The sequence below is a fragment of the Corynebacterium sp. H113 genome, from assembly GCF_037572315.1.
GTDB lineage: Bacteria > Actinomycetota > Actinomycetes > Mycobacteriales > Mycobacteriaceae > Corynebacterium.
Window position 1 is genome coordinate 278,056 of sequence record NZ_JBBHKZ010000002.1, and the last position, 12,466, is coordinate 290,521.

The 12,466-nt window shown below is 55.5% G+C and carries 14 protein-coding genes; 7 read left to right on the top strand and 7 right to left on the bottom strand.

The features are described from left to right. Positions 1 to 34 precede the first annotated feature (34 nt). Positions 35 to 1,192 carry an adenosine deaminase gene (locus WG938_RS02495; protein ID WP_339977199.1) on the top strand — a complete coding sequence of 386 codons (1,158 nt, stop codon included), beginning with the start codon at positions 35 to 37 and terminating at the stop codon, positions 1,190 to 1,192. 124 nt (positions 1,193 to 1,316) lie between these two features. Here WG938_RS02495 and WG938_RS02500 read toward each other — a convergent pair whose 3' ends face one another. After that, a complete protein-coding gene (locus WG938_RS02500; RefSeq protein WP_339977201.1) occupies positions 1,317 to 2,567 on the bottom strand; it encodes a hypothetical protein in 1,251 nt (416 codons plus the stop codon). Positions 2,568 to 2,707: 140 nt separating this feature from the next. Then, positions 2,708 to 3,826 carry a C40 family peptidase gene (locus WG938_RS02505; protein WP_339977203.1) on the bottom strand — a complete coding sequence of 373 codons (1,119 nt, stop codon included), beginning with the start codon at positions 3,824 to 3,826 and terminating at the stop codon, positions 2,708 to 2,710. Positions 3,827 to 4,317: 491 nt separating this feature from the next. On the opposite strand from WG938_RS02505, the gene upp reads away from it, so the two are divergent. Further along, positions 4,318 to 4,953, top strand: a complete 636-nt coding sequence (gene upp / locus WG938_RS02510; RefSeq protein ID WP_339977205.1) for a uracil phosphoribosyltransferase — start codon at positions 4,318 to 4,320, stop codon at positions 4,951 to 4,953. A gap of 31 nt (positions 4,954 to 4,984) precedes the next feature. Here the strand turns inward: upp and WG938_RS02515 are convergent, their stop codons facing one another. After that, entirely contained in the window at positions 4,985 to 5,653 is a 669-nt protein-coding gene (locus tag WG938_RS02515) for a hypothetical protein (protein WP_339977207.1), read from the bottom strand. Positions 5,654 to 5,726: 73 nt separating this feature from the next. On the opposite strand from WG938_RS02515, the gene WG938_RS02520 reads away from it, so the two are divergent. The 3 genes from WG938_RS02520 to WG938_RS02530 all read left to right on the top strand — a co-directional run bounded on the left by WG938_RS02520 (position 5,727) and on the right by WG938_RS02530 (position 8,863). Then, a complete protein-coding gene (locus WG938_RS02520) occupies positions 5,727 to 6,947 on the top strand; it encodes an amidohydrolase (RefSeq protein ID WP_339977209.1) in 1,221 nt (406 codons plus the stop codon). 171 nt (positions 6,948 to 7,118) lie between these two features. After that, positions 7,119 to 8,528, top strand: coding sequence for an NAD(P)H-quinone dehydrogenase (locus tag WG938_RS02525; RefSeq protein ID WP_339977211.1), 1,410 nt, complete (start codon positions 7,119 to 7,121; stop codon positions 8,526 to 8,528). 17 nt (positions 8,529 to 8,545) lie between these two features. Next, complete coding sequence (locus tag WG938_RS02530; RefSeq protein ID WP_339977213.1) at positions 8,546 to 8,863, top strand: hypothetical protein; 318 nt, start codon at positions 8,546 to 8,548, stop codon at positions 8,861 to 8,863. Positions 8,864 to 8,871: 8 nt separating this feature from the next. Here WG938_RS02530 and WG938_RS02535 read toward each other — a convergent pair whose 3' ends face one another. The 4 genes from WG938_RS02535 to WG938_RS02550 all read right to left on the bottom strand — a co-directional run bounded on the left by WG938_RS02535 (position 8,872) and on the right by WG938_RS02550 (position 11,390). Further along, the gene (locus tag WG938_RS02535) at positions 8,872 to 9,150 is read right to left on the bottom strand and encodes a mycoredoxin (RefSeq protein ID WP_339977214.1); all 279 of its coding nucleotides are present in this window, start codon (positions 9,148 to 9,150) and stop codon (positions 8,872 to 8,874) included. Between the two features lie 27 nt (positions 9,151 to 9,177). Then, positions 9,178 to 9,711 carry a dihydrofolate reductase gene (locus WG938_RS02540; RefSeq protein WP_339977216.1) on the bottom strand — a complete coding sequence of 178 codons (534 nt, stop codon included), beginning with the start codon at positions 9,709 to 9,711 and terminating at the stop codon, positions 9,178 to 9,180. Positions 9,712 to 9,731: 20 nt separating this feature from the next. Continuing rightward, positions 9,732 to 10,547: a thymidylate synthase gene (locus WG938_RS02545; protein ID WP_339977218.1), complete on the bottom strand. Its 816-nt coding sequence runs from the start codon at positions 10,545 to 10,547 to the stop codon at positions 9,732 to 9,734. Between the two features lie 84 nt (positions 10,548 to 10,631). Further along, on the bottom strand, positions 10,632 to 11,390 hold the full coding sequence (locus WG938_RS02550; protein ID WP_339977220.1) for a 3'(2'),5'-bisphosphate nucleotidase CysQ: 759 nt from the start codon (positions 11,388 to 11,390) through the stop codon (positions 10,632 to 10,634). Positions 11,391 to 11,461: 71 nt separating this feature from the next. Between WG938_RS02550 and WG938_RS02555 the strand changes: the two genes are divergently transcribed. Both WG938_RS02555 and WG938_RS02560 read left to right on the top strand, forming a co-directional pair. After that, a complete protein-coding gene (locus tag WG938_RS02555; RefSeq protein WP_339977222.1) occupies positions 11,462 to 11,890 on the top strand; it encodes a YccF domain-containing protein in 429 nt (142 codons plus the stop codon). Positions 11,891 to 12,093: 203 nt separating this feature from the next. After that, on the top strand, positions 12,094 to 12,444 hold the full coding sequence (locus WG938_RS02560) for a hypothetical protein (RefSeq protein ID WP_339977224.1): 351 nt from the start codon (positions 12,094 to 12,096) through the stop codon (positions 12,442 to 12,444). Positions 12,445 to 12,466: the final 22 nt, after the last annotated feature.

The following is a 12,466-nucleotide window of genomic DNA, read 5'->3' on the forward strand; positions in this document are numbered from 1 at the left end:
AGTATTTGGCAAGGTTCAGTTACGGTGACTGGTTATGCACAACACTCCAGACATTTGTCGTGAAGTCGTAGCGTCCCTGCCTAAGGTTCTATTGCATGAGCACCTTGATGGTGGTCTTCGTCCACAAACTGTCGTGGATCTGGCCCGGGAATGTGGCTACACGGATCTGCCGACCACTGACGCCGAAGAACTCGGTGCGTGGTTTGTCGAAGCAGGTAATGCTGGCAGCCTGCCAAAGTACTTGTCGGCTTTCGGTCATACCTGCGGTGTCATGCAGACTGCTGACGCTCTTGCCCGTGTCGCACGCGAAGCTGTGGAAGATCTCGCAGCTGACAATGTTGTCTACGCCGAACTTCGGATGGCACCAGAAAATCACCTCGAAAAGGGGCTTACCCTGCAGGAAGTCATCGACGCTGTCGTCGAAGGTCTGATTGAGGGCGAAGCTGCTGCGTATGCGGCAGGCAAAGAGATCACCGCGCGACTGATTATCTGTGCGATGCGCCAGGAGAATACATCTAAGGAAATCGCGCAGCTGACCATCGACAATCATGGTTCGAACTCTGAGCACGACTATGTCGTTGGTTTTGACATCGCTGGTCCGGAGAACGGTTTCCCACCTTCGAACCATGCTGAAGCTTTCGCTATGCTTCGCGAGAATCTGGTGCCATTCACCATCCACGCTGGCGAAGATGCCGGAGTGGACTCACTGCGTGAAGCTGTGGTGTTGGGCGCTAGCCGACTTGGCCACGGTGTCCGCACGTGTGAAGATTTCACCGCATCGATGGAAGGCATCGAACTGCAGGATGTCGCGCGTTTCATTCGTGATCAGCGCATTCTGCTGGAGATGTGCCCAACGTCCAACGTCCAGACTGGTGTCGTAGATAACATCGCAGATCATCCGTTTACTTTGCTCGATGACTACGGTTTCACGTGCACGGTCAATACGGACAACCGCCTGCTGGGCGGTATTACGATGACTGACGAAATGATGGTTTTGGTCGATACCTTCGACTACGGCTACACCGAACTCTTCGACCTCACCTGTAATGCCATCAACCATGCTTTCGCTGACCTGCCAACCCGTGAGCGCATCATGGATACTCTCATTTACCCTCCATACCTGGCACTGACGGACCAGGACGGCGACGGTGAAGTTGATCCTGACGAGACCCTCGAAGTGCACTTGCACTAGTTCTAAGTGACTCAAGGGCGTCTCTAGGGGCCGCTCAAGGCCGGCGTTTTTGCGACGGTACCTCATGCGAAGAGCCAGACCTTGTGGTCTGGCTCTTTTCTTTTGGCTTTACGACGGGAGGCCGTTACAGCTTCGTCGTAAAGCGGGCGATGAGATCGGATTCGAGGCGTTCCCAGCCTGCTGCTTCCTCGGTATAAGGAGGAACGGGCTCGGACTTCTCACCGGTGTCGAGCAAGTAGTTGAGCAGCCATTGCAGTTGCTGATTGCTGGCGAGTACTTCGTTGACGGAATCATCGCCGGCCCAGTCCGCTGCGTCGGCGAGCAGATCATAGGCTCGGGAGAGCTGCTTGCGGTCAATCTTCGAGGGGCCAGCCTTGATATCTTCAGCCAGACCAGCGAAAGAGTAGTGGTTGACTTCGTGGACGGTTGCTTCGAGTTCGCCGGCGTTTGCAGCAGTCATGATGTCGTCCCATGTGATGAGGCGAGCCAGATCATGCTCATCGTTTTCCAGGAGCCAGCGGACTAGCGTGCGAGGCTGGGAGAAGGTGTTGATCGTGCCTGCGTGCCCTAAGAAGACTGGACGGCTCCCGAGGTAGCAGCGCAGCGTGTACAACGTGCGACCGTTGATGGAAATTTTGATGGGGTCGATGCCTGCCTGGGCCCACACAGTGGAGTCGTATGGGTCGGCATTCTTGGAGGCTTCCTTCTCTGCGGCTGCAGCAGCTTCGCGAGCTTTTTCTTCTTCTTCTTCACGCTTCTTTTTCAGCTCGGCAGCAGCGGTCGCCAGAGCGGTTTCGGAGGCAGCCACGGCATCGTCGTCAAGCTCGGGAGTGTCGACCCACAGGGAATCCAGTTCATCGAGCACATCGTTCCACTGAGACTGGATAACGCGACCGATGGAACTCCATTGAGCGTATCCAGGGCCCGTGAAGTGGTCCGCGCCGTTCTCCACTGCGGCCAATACGGAATTCGCAGCGAACATGCGATTCGTCGATTTGAGGCCGCCGATATTGCCTAGGGCACGTGCCATAGCGAAAATCTTGCTGACTTCGGCAACATTTTCCTTGCTTGGGCGATCTGCCAGGACACTGGGAAGGCCAATAAAGTCGTAGCGTTCATCCGAGTCAGCGACAGCGTTTGTAGGTAACCCAGCGACGAATGAACGCCATGCTGCATGCTCGGTCAGGTCGTGCCTGGCATCGGAATCGATGAATGCGTGCAGTTCCGCAGCAGACTTAAACAGGTAAGCATCGTCGCCAGCGCCGAGAATGGCTTGCCATTCGGCATTGCCTTCACGCCAGTTCGGTGCCCACAGCGTGTGTGCGGTGCCCTCGGTCAGCTCGAGCTCAACTGCGACAATGCGCTGTCTGGCCATTGTTCCCTTCAATTCCTTAGGGGTAGTGCGAATCAGTTTATTCTCGCAGGATACCCGCAATTGTGTGCCACTTGGTGATAGGCTCACGTATCTGCGGGCCAAGTCCTACCCTGCGTGTGAGCTCTCCGAGAACCGGTGGCCTAACCCGTTGGCCGGTAAAAGCCATAGAACTCCATGCCGACGTTTTCGGTACGAATAGGATTCGTTTGCACAGGATCTCCTGCTTCCACCATCTGGCCATCTCCGATAACCATCGCCACGTGTCCTTCCCAGACAACGAGATCGCCGGGTAGAAGCTCATCCGCTTGAACTTGGCGGCCGATGGCTTGCTCCGCTGCGGTACGAGGAATCTCGACTCCTGCCTCGCCGTATGCCCAGTGGGTGAGCCCAGAGCAATCTAACCCGACACCAGGTTGATTCCCGCCCCATTGGTATGGCGTCCCTACAGCCGACAATGCGTGTTGCACCGCTGCCGCAGCTTCAGGAGTTGGCGCTCCAGCAATGTCAGTGATATCGGAGTCAGGGTGTCCGTCGGCTTCAGCGGAGTCTTCTGCGGTTTCCGCTGTGCTGTCTGCATGTGACACAGGGCTTGCCTCGGCTGCAGCTGCAGGAGTTGCTTCTGAAACGGGCGTAGATAGTTCTTCCGGAGCGACCTCGAGCTCAAGAGCCGGTGCCGGGGTAGCGGAAGCATGTTCCTGCGCTGGGGCTTCCGACGCAGCTTCCTGCGGAGGGTCTGGCACCATAACGGGATCATCGGAGGTGGCTTCCAGCGTCTCCGAGCATGTGGCAAGTTCCGATTCCAACAATCGCATCCGCGCATCAGCTTCCGCCATCGCACCAGAAGCTAGTGCAGCGATGACATGATTCAACATCGAAGGGGAAGCAGCAGTTGCCCCATCTGTTGATACACCCGCCACCGATGCCCCGACTTCACACAGAAACCGCTCTGCGATTCCTGCAAGATCACACACTGCACTAGAGATCGCAGCCTGCCCATCCGCAATCGCGCCATCGATAGTGCTGTTACGGTCAAACAATTCGGCAGCGCTTTCAGCTGTAGACATCAAACTGGATGCAGCATGATCTCCATAACCGTCTGTCCAGCTCTGCGTAACCAAATCTGCCAACTGACTCCACTCGTCTGGACTTGCCACGGCAGTTGGCACAGTTGATGAGTTCATGGAGTCAAGAACCTGAGCCAGCTCTGCAGGAACCCATTGCGCTAGTTCCTCCGGCACACGGCTAACCACATCGAGCATCGGTTACCCCTCCATCCGAGCTGGAAGGCAAGCTTCGATTGTGCTTAGTGCCCGCTGCGTTTCATTTTCCGCATTTCCTACCGCCCGCCCGGTCCACGCTAGAGCTTCACTTGTCGCGAGCGCATAGGCTCCAAGCTTGTCGACGGCTTCCCCCTGCCGCACTCTCGCAGTCTCTGCAGCAGCAAAGAATCGTGACAAACATGCTGAGTATGGAGATTGCTCCAGCAGAAGCGAAGCAAGGTGGCTTCCCTCTGGCAATGCTCTGCCATCGCTGTTACCGTCCTTTTCTTCCGCCTCTGATGCGGCTGTAAGTAGTCCTTGTGGGCTGAATTCAGCCCTTGAAAACGTATCCATGAAAGCCCCCGCACACGTATTTGGAAACTGCCCGGCGCGACCGAACAGTCCGATGTGATGAATATGTCAGTTCATTTAGTACTGACGGTGCAGGATGCAGATTCGTTCCATCCCGATTTGCCGGTATTTTGGGAGCCATGGAGATCACTGTCGTTAACCATCCACTCGCTGCATCGCGCCTCACCATCATGCGCGACGCACGAACCAACAATTCTGGCTTCCGAGCCGCACTCGCGGACCTGGGTGCAATGTTGATTTACGAGGCAAGTCGTAACCTGCCAGTTGAAGAGTTCGATGTGGAAACCCCAGTGACCACTGCGCCAGGTTTCCGTCTGCAGAAGCCACCAATCATCGTGCCGGTGATCCGAGCCGGGCTGGGCATGATTGATCCAGCATTGTCCATGATTCCTGATGCGCAGGTGGGGTTCATTGGTCTTGCGCGAGACGAAGAAACCCACGAGCCAGTTCCTTACTTGGAAGCGCTGCCAAAGGATCTGTCAGGATGCCCTGTGTTCCTGGTTGATCCAATGCTGGCTACAGGTGGGTCTTTGCTGCATGCGCTGCAGCTGCTCGTCGACCGCGGGGCTGATGACATCACCGCGGTGTGCATGCTGTCCGCACAGCCTGGCGTTGAAGCGCTGGAAAACTCTGGGTTCCCAGTCCGCTTGGTGACTGCGGTTATCGACCCTGCCTTGAACGACGACGCCTATATCGTTCCTGGCCTGGGTGATGCTGGCGACCGTCTCTACGGCCCGCGCAACATCGACCTCTAAGGCTCGTAACAACTAGGCTGGGGCGTAGATTTTACTTTCGGCCCCAGATTGTTGCGCCTTCGATGCTCTGGGTCTCGTTGTTCTTCGTAACGACGAGTCGGTCCGGGGACATTTGGTACTTCCAATCACCATTTTGTGCGACGATTCGGTCGCCTTCATCAACGATGATCGGTGCCTCCAAGCTGCCTGCGGAGGCGTCACCACGGTAATACTTGCTGCCGTCATTGCGTTCGCACGCGACAGTCGTCGTGCCCTTGTCGGTTGCCAGCACAGCAAATGCGCGGTCGCCGTCGCCACAACGGGCAGACGAGTTGACCCAGCCCCGGCCATCGACGTTTTCATTAGGGATGTTGAATCCGTCGTCGTCAGGCTCAGCGGTTTCCGAGCTGGTTTCGCTCGTCGTTTCGGAAGTGCTTTCCGTTGAGGTCGAGGATTCGCTGCTCGTGTCACTGGACGACGATGTAGAAGTCGTCGACGATGTGGAGGAGGACGTGCTGGATTCTGGGTCTGGTGATGACGTCGTGGAAATCGAGAATGTCTGTTGAGCTGGCGGAACTTCTGGTTCCTTTTCCTCGTCAGAGTTGTTTAGCGCGAGGCCTACAGCCACGCCAACAACGAGGACCAACGCTACTGCGACAGCAGCGATAGCCAAGCTAATCGGCGACTTTTGAGGCTCAGTGCTATTCCCGGGTTCAGTCATGACATGTATTTTCGCAGAAGAGTGACAGAAGTGAAAGGTGGGAATTTCTTCCAAAGTGCCTAGACTGAAGAGTGTGATTGAGGACTTCATTCAGGATTGGTGGCAGCGCAACGAGTGCGAGATGCAGTCGTGGCGCCGATATCTGCATGCCCATCCTGAGCTGTCGCACATGGAACACTCCACAACGGAGTTCATTGCCGACAAACTGCGTTCGGTCGGACTTGCTCCTTTGATGTTCCCTAATACGGGCTTGATGGTGGATATCGATCCACGCGATCAAGTCGATAGCGAAGCATCAGACATCGCAAAGCCACGGTTGGCTTTCCGCGGTGACATGGATGCGTTGCCAATCACGGAGGCAACAGGCTTGCCGTATTCCAGTGAGAATGAAGGCGTGATGCACGCGTGTGGGCACGATTTCCATACCTCCATCACGCTCGCCACCGCGCTAGCTATGCATGAGTACAACCAGAAGTATTCGTTGCCTACGCCGTTGCGGTTTATTTTCCAGCCAGCGGAGGAAGTCATGGTTGGTGGGGCACCCGATGTCATTTCTTTCGGTGCCCTGGATGGCGTAGAGCGCATTTTTGCAGTCCACTGTGAGCCGAAACTTCGCGTCGGGCAAGTTGGTGTTCGTACTGGTGCTATTACTTCAGCCTCTGACACCGTAGAGATCACTGTGGAGGGGCCCGGGGGGCATACTTCTCGTCCGCACTTGACCGCCGATGTGGTCTATGCGCTGGGAAAACTCATCGCTGACCTGCCAGGCTTGCTGTCGCGTCGTGTCGATCCACGTACCGGGACAGTCCTTGTCTTCGGTGCAGTCAACGCTGGCTACGCTGCGAATGCGATCCCTGCGGAAGGCACACTCCGCGGAACAATTCGCACTGCTGACATCGCTACATGGCGTTCCATTGATCCACTACTTCGAGAGCTTGTCGGGCAAATTCTGGCTCCAACGGGTGTTACACATCGCATCCAGCACGAACGCGGCGTGCCACCAGTACTTAACGACGACTACTGCACGGCCCTAATCGCAGATACTGTGCGACGTGTTGATGAGAATGCCGTAATTCAAGCTCCACAGTCGTCTGGCGGAGAAGATTTTGGTTGGTATTTGGAACACGTACCCGGTGCGATGGCTCGACTGGGTTGTTGGTCGGGTAGGGGAGAAAAGCATGATCTCCACCGTGATGACCTGGTCGTTGACGAGAAATGCTTCGGCGTAGGTGTGCGTCTGTTTGCAGGAATCGTCGCTCAGTACGAGCGGGATCGATCCGAAGCGACGGACTGAGCCGACCAGTGACCTAGCATTCGGTGTGCTTGGTGTCAGCAGATTCTCGGAAAATCACTACACTTGGGTATCAATCCCAGAGGTTGTCTGATGAGTTGGGCCGATGAACATGGCGGAACCTTCAGATTGACATGAAATTGATGAGTGGCATTCCCGGAACGTGGAGGATCTGTGTCCAAGAGGATCGTAATTATCGGCGGTGGCCCAGCTGGCTACGAAGCTGCACTGGTTGGCGCTAAGTATGGAGCAAACGTCACCGTTGTCGAAGATGCTGGCATGGGTGGTTCGTCAGTTCTGGTCGACTGTGTGCCATCGAAGGCGTTCATTGCAGCAACTGGTGTACGTACCGATATGCGTCGTGCCGATGACATGGGTCTACGCCCAGACTTCTCGAAGCGCCACATCGACTTCACCGCAGTAAACGAGCGTGTGCAGCGACTTGCTAGCCAGCAGTCTGAAGACGTACGCAGTCAGCTGGAACGCGAAGGCATCACGATGATTCAGGGACGGGCGCGCCTGGATGACTACGAACCAGGTCGTGTTACGCACTACGTCACCGTGGATCTGCTGGAGGGTGGCGAAGAGACTCTGGAATGCGACCTCGTTCTGATCGCAACAGGTGCTTCCCCTCGTATCCTTCCTGGTGCAATCCCTGATGGCGAGCGCATTTTGACGTGGCGCCAGGTGTATGACTTGGAAGCTCTTCCAGAGCACCTCATCGTCGTTGGTTCTGGTGTAACTGGTGCAGAGTTCGTGTCTGCATTCACTGAGCTTGGCGTCAAGGTCACGATGGTCGCATCTCGTGACCGAATCCTTCCACACGAGGATGCCGATGCCGCGGATGCTTTGGAGAATGTTCTCTTGGAGCTTGGTGTCGACGTCGTAAAGAATGCACGGTGTGACCTTGTCGAGCGCACCGAGGACGGTGGCGTACGAGTTGTTACGTCGGATGGCCGTGAAGTGTTGGGCTCTCATGCATTGATGACTGTCGGTTCGATTCCTAATACCGCTGACCTTGGCCTTGAAAGCACCGGTGTGGAAACGACTCGTTCGGGTCATATTCACGTAGACCGTGTTTCTCGTACCAACGTCCCAGGCATCTACGCTGCTGGCGACTGCACCGATTTGTTCCCACTAGCATCGGTTGCTGCAATGCAGGGTCGAATTGCGATGTACCACGCACTCGGTGAAGGCGTGTCGCCAATCCGCCTGCGTACGGTGTCGTCGGCAGTGTTTACCCGCCCAGAAATCGCAACCGTAGGTGTTTCACAGGCGCAGATCGAATCGGGCGAAGTTTCCGCTCGTGTTGAGGTCTTCCCATTGGCAGGTAACCCACGTGCGAAGATGCGTTCGCTGCGTCACGGCTTTGTGAAGCTGTTCTGCCGTAAGAACTCCGGCATGATCATCGGCGGTGTAGTGGTGGCGCCTACCGCGTCCGAGCTAATTCTGCCGATTGCAGTATGCGTGTCGAACCAGCTGACTGTGTCTGACCTGGCTAGCTCGTTCTCGGTCTACCCATCACTATCTGGATCGATTACTGAGGCAGCACGCCAGCTAATGGCGCACGATGACCTCGATTAATCCTCTATCCTAGGTGAATGACGAAAAGCACCTCACGCGATAATCGACCATCCCGCGGCAACGCAGGGTGGGGATTACTCGCGTGGGTGCTTTTTCTTGTTGGCCTTGTGCTGCCATTCGTTGGCCCGTTCGTTCAGGACTTCGGTTCGCAGGCACCGACCCTGGCCATGTACGCATCGCCAGTAGCATTCGCCCTGGGCGCGCTCTTTGCACTGAAACGACGCTCCTGGGCGATGGTTGTAGCTTGCGGCATTCTTATGCTGGGCTATTTGCCAGCTCTGGAGCTCGCCAATACGTACGTGTTTAACAACACCTACGAGAGCAGTTCTGGCTAATCTGACAGCTACTGAGCCAGTTCCGCGTACTTCGCTTCAACTTCACGCGCCGAAGGATTCGTTGCATACGTACCATCTGAGTACAACACCGTAGGTACGATGCGATTTCCATCGTTCACAGACTCAACCCAGGCCGCTAGATCAGCATGCTTTTCGACGTCCCATGCCTCAAATGGAGTCTTGCTCTTATCCAAATTCGCGAGCAAACGCTGGCAGAAAGGGCACCAGCTCGTGGCGTAAATGGTGACGTGTTCAGTGGTCTTCGGGGTTGCTGCAGAGTTAGTCATAGTGAGTTCAACGCTTCCTTGAGTCGTTTATATTCCCTGGCGAGGACGCCACGTCGTAAAGCGGTACCGCAATCCGTTGTCAGCAGTGAGCCATTCGCTACGTGAGACAGGCTCCCACGCGTAAAGATCGGGAGAGCGGACCGGGGTGTCAATTTCCACTGACACATCGATTTCTGTGACAACACATTCATCGGCGTAGGGAAGACCTTCGCGGTAGATACGGCCACCTCCAATAATCCACACTGCTGGTTCATTGGCGCAGGAAGATAGTGCGGAATTCAAACTCGTTGCGTGGTCAGCGCCGGGGAAGTCCGTGCTCGTGCGAGACAGAACGATATTGCGACGACCAGGCAGAGGGCGGAACCGTGGGTTCAGAGAATCCCACGTGCGACGCCCCATAATGACGGGAGCTCCCATCGTTTTTGCTTTGAAATGGGCGAGATCCTCTGGCAAGTGCCACGGCATGCCATTGCCATCACCGATGATGCCATCAGGGGTTTGTGCCCAGATCATTCCCAGAAATGCCGGGCGATCAGCCTTGTTGGAGTGTGGTTCAGTCATCTGGCCTGCGCTCATTGGGGCTACACCGAAACCTTTCCTCTAATGAGAGGGTGGGGGTCGTAGTTTTCGACAACAATGTCATCGAAGTCGTAATCAAAGATGGAATCAGCCTTGCGCAACTTCAGGGTTGGGTACGGGCGTGGTGCGCGAGAAGTCTGAAGCTCGCATTGCTCGACGTGATTGTCATAGATGTGGCAATCTCCACCGGTCCAAATGAACTCGCCGACTTCTAGACCTGCTTGCTGAGCCATCATGTGCGTCAACAACGCATAGGAAGCGATATTGAATGGAACACCCAAGAACATATCTGCGCTGCGTTGGTACAGCTGGCAGCTCAACTTGCCGTCAGCAACATAGAACTGAAACAGGAGATGGCAGGGAGGCAGGGCCATATTGCTGATCTCTGACACATTCCAGGCGCTGACGATATTGCGTCGAGAGTCTGGATTATTCTTCAGCGTGTCTAGAGCCTGCTGAATCTGGTCGATATGCTGGCCGTCTGGCGTTGGCCACGAGCGCCACTGGACGCCGTATACGGGGCCGAGATCGCCGCTTTCGTCAGCCCATTCATCCCAGATGGTGACGCCACGGTCCTGGAGCCAACGTACATTGGAATCGCCACGCAGGAACCACAGCAGTTCATAGATGATGGACTTGAGGTGGACCTTCTTCGTCGTAATGAGGGGGAAGCCCTCAGACAGGTCGTACCGAATCTGACGGGCAAAAACGGAACGAGTGCCAGTGCCGGTGCGGTCGTCCTTGTGAACGCCGTCGTTAAGGATCTCGCGCAGCAGATCCTCATAGGGTGTTGGGATCGAAGAAGGGGAGTCGGTCATGCCGTCAAGGCTACCGAACTCCCCTGAATAGAACCGTAACCGCGTGCAATTGACGTGGTGGGCTCTCTTACAAGTATCCCCGATTTAGTAGTCGCCGTGCTGTTCCTTGTACTCAGCAACCGCAGCCAGAATCTCATCCTTCATATCTGGGCGGCAGAAGAGCATATCAGGCAGGAACGTGTCGACGTTGTTGTACGTAGGTTCCGAACCATCAAGGCGGGAAACATGCATACCTGCAGCACGAGCAACACCGACTGGTGCTGCAGTGTCCCACTCGTACTGTCCGCCTGCGTGGATGTATGCGTCGCAATCACCGAGCAAGACGTGCATTGCCTTGGCACCCGCAGAACCCATCTGGACGAGTTCCAGGTCCAGCTTCTCTGCAACAAACTTTGCGACGGCCGGTGGGCGAGTGCGCGATACTGCCAACTTGCCGGACTTCGGACCAGTCACTGCCTTCACTGAGCTGGTATGGAAAACCTGGCCCAAATCAGGCAAACCGACTGCAGCGTGTGTTGGCTGACCGTTGACGACGAGTGCGATGTGCACAGCCCAGTCTTGGCGGCCACCAGCGAATTCGCGGGTGCCATCAAGTGGGTCGATGATCCACACTCGTTCGTTATCGAGTCGGTCGCGGTTATCGGCGGCTTCTTCGGACAAAATCCCATCGTCAGGACGGTGCTGCTGGAGCACACGGGAAATCCACTCTTGCGAGAGCGCATCGCCTGCATCGCCAAGAACACGGCCACGAAGCAGGCCAACGTTGCGGACCCCCTTCAGAATTTCGCCAGTGCCCTGGGCAAGGCGGAGAGTCAAGATATCATCTTCAACGTAGGCAGACATAGTTTAGAGAATAACCTCTTAGCCGGATCACCGCTCAGCAGAGTTCGCGGGCTCTCGGCTAGCCTGGGGTCATGCGTGCACTTCTAAATATTATTTGGTTGGTTTTCGGCGGCTTTTGGCTATGGCTTGGCTACATTTTGGCTGGCATATTGGCATGCCTGCTTATCGTGACAATTCCTGCAGGCGTCGCGTCATTCCGAATGGCAAATTACGCTTTGTGGCCATTTGGGCGCACAGTTATTGACAAGCGTGGAGCATCTGAAATGTCTGCTGCTATGGCTGGCATTATGAACGTCATTTGGTTCCTCGTCGCTGGAATTTGGTTGGCGTTGACGCATATCTCTACGGCGATTGCGCAGGCTCTGACGATCGTCGGTATCCCGCTGGCGATTGCCAATGTGAAGATGATTCCAGTGACGTGTTTCCCATTTGGCAAGGAGATCGTCAATGACGAGGAACTGCGGTGGAATAACGCTCCGAACGCGTACCACGTCCTGTAAAGCCCATTCAATAAAAGGCGACTGCGCCAGGTAACAAAGGTGCAACGATGCCACAACAAGTACAAAAATATTGTTGTGGGATACAACAAGCTCATTACAGTTGCTAGGTAGCAGCCACCGAATATTGGCTAACCCAGGGGTCGGTGGCTGTCATTATTAGTTGTCCGAACGCCTACACAAATGTAAAAGAGCGGAGCACGAAAATGAACAATCGTCGAAACACCACCATGAAGCGACTCGCAGCACTTGCGGGTGCATCTATGCTTTCCCTGACGCTGGTCGCGTGCGGTTCGGGCGATGCAGAAAAGGTAGAGCAGGAAATCGAAAAGAAGGTTCCTGAGGTATCGACTCAGATCGAGAAGAAGGTGGATGACGTCAAGGGCGGCGACGACCAGAACGACGACCGCGACGACCAGAACGATGATCGCGACGACCAGAACGATGATCGCGACGACCAGAACGATGATCGCGACGACCAGAACGATGATCGCGACGACCAGAACGATGATCGCGACGATCAGAATGACGATGATCGCGACGACCAGAATCGTTAATTAGTCAGCAATAGCAAGAAGA

Bases quoted from the DNA above. Each gene is read 5' to 3' on its own strand.
- WG938_RS02505 (WP_339977203.1), bottom strand. From the start codon at position 3,826: ATGCTCGATGTGGTTAGCCGTGTGCCGGAGGAACTAGCGCAATGGGTT.
- WG938_RS02540 (WP_339977216.1), bottom strand. From the start codon at position 9,711: ATGACTGAACCACACTCCAACAAGGCTGATCGCCCGGCATTTCTGGGA.
- WG938_RS02515 (WP_339977207.1), bottom strand. From the start codon at position 5,653: ATGACTGAACCCGGGAATAGCACTGAGCCTCAAAAGTCGCCGATTAGC.
- WG938_RS02535 (WP_339977214.1), bottom strand. From the start codon at position 9,150: ATGACTAACTCTGCAGCAACCCCGAAGACCACTGAACACGTCACCATT.
- WG938_RS02560 (WP_339977224.1), top strand. From the start codon at position 12,094: ATGAACAATCGTCGAAACACCACCATGAAGCGACTCGCAGCACTTGCG.
- WG938_RS02530 (WP_339977213.1), top strand. From the start codon at position 8,546: ATGACGAAAAGCACCTCACGCGATAATCGACCATCCCGCGGCAACGCA.
- WG938_RS02555 (WP_339977222.1), top strand. From the start codon at position 11,462: ATGCGTGCACTTCTAAATATTATTTGGTTGGTTTTCGGCGGCTTTTGG.
- WG938_RS02495 (WP_339977199.1), top strand. From the start codon at position 35: ATGCACAACACTCCAGACATTTGTCGTGAAGTCGTAGCGTCCCTGCCT.
- WG938_RS02550 (WP_339977220.1), bottom strand. From the start codon at position 11,390: ATGTCTGCCTACGTTGAAGATGATATCTTGACTCTCCGCCTTGCCCAG.
- upp (WP_339977205.1), top strand. From the start codon at position 4,318: ATGGAGATCACTGTCGTTAACCATCCACTCGCTGCATCGCGCCTCACC.
- WG938_RS02545 (WP_339977218.1), bottom strand. From the start codon at position 10,547: ATGACCGACTCCCCTTCTTCGATCCCAACACCCTATGAGGATCTGCTG.
- WG938_RS02500 (WP_339977201.1), bottom strand. From the start codon at position 2,567: ATGGCCAGACAGCGCATTGTCGCAGTTGAGCTCGAGCTGACCGAGGGC.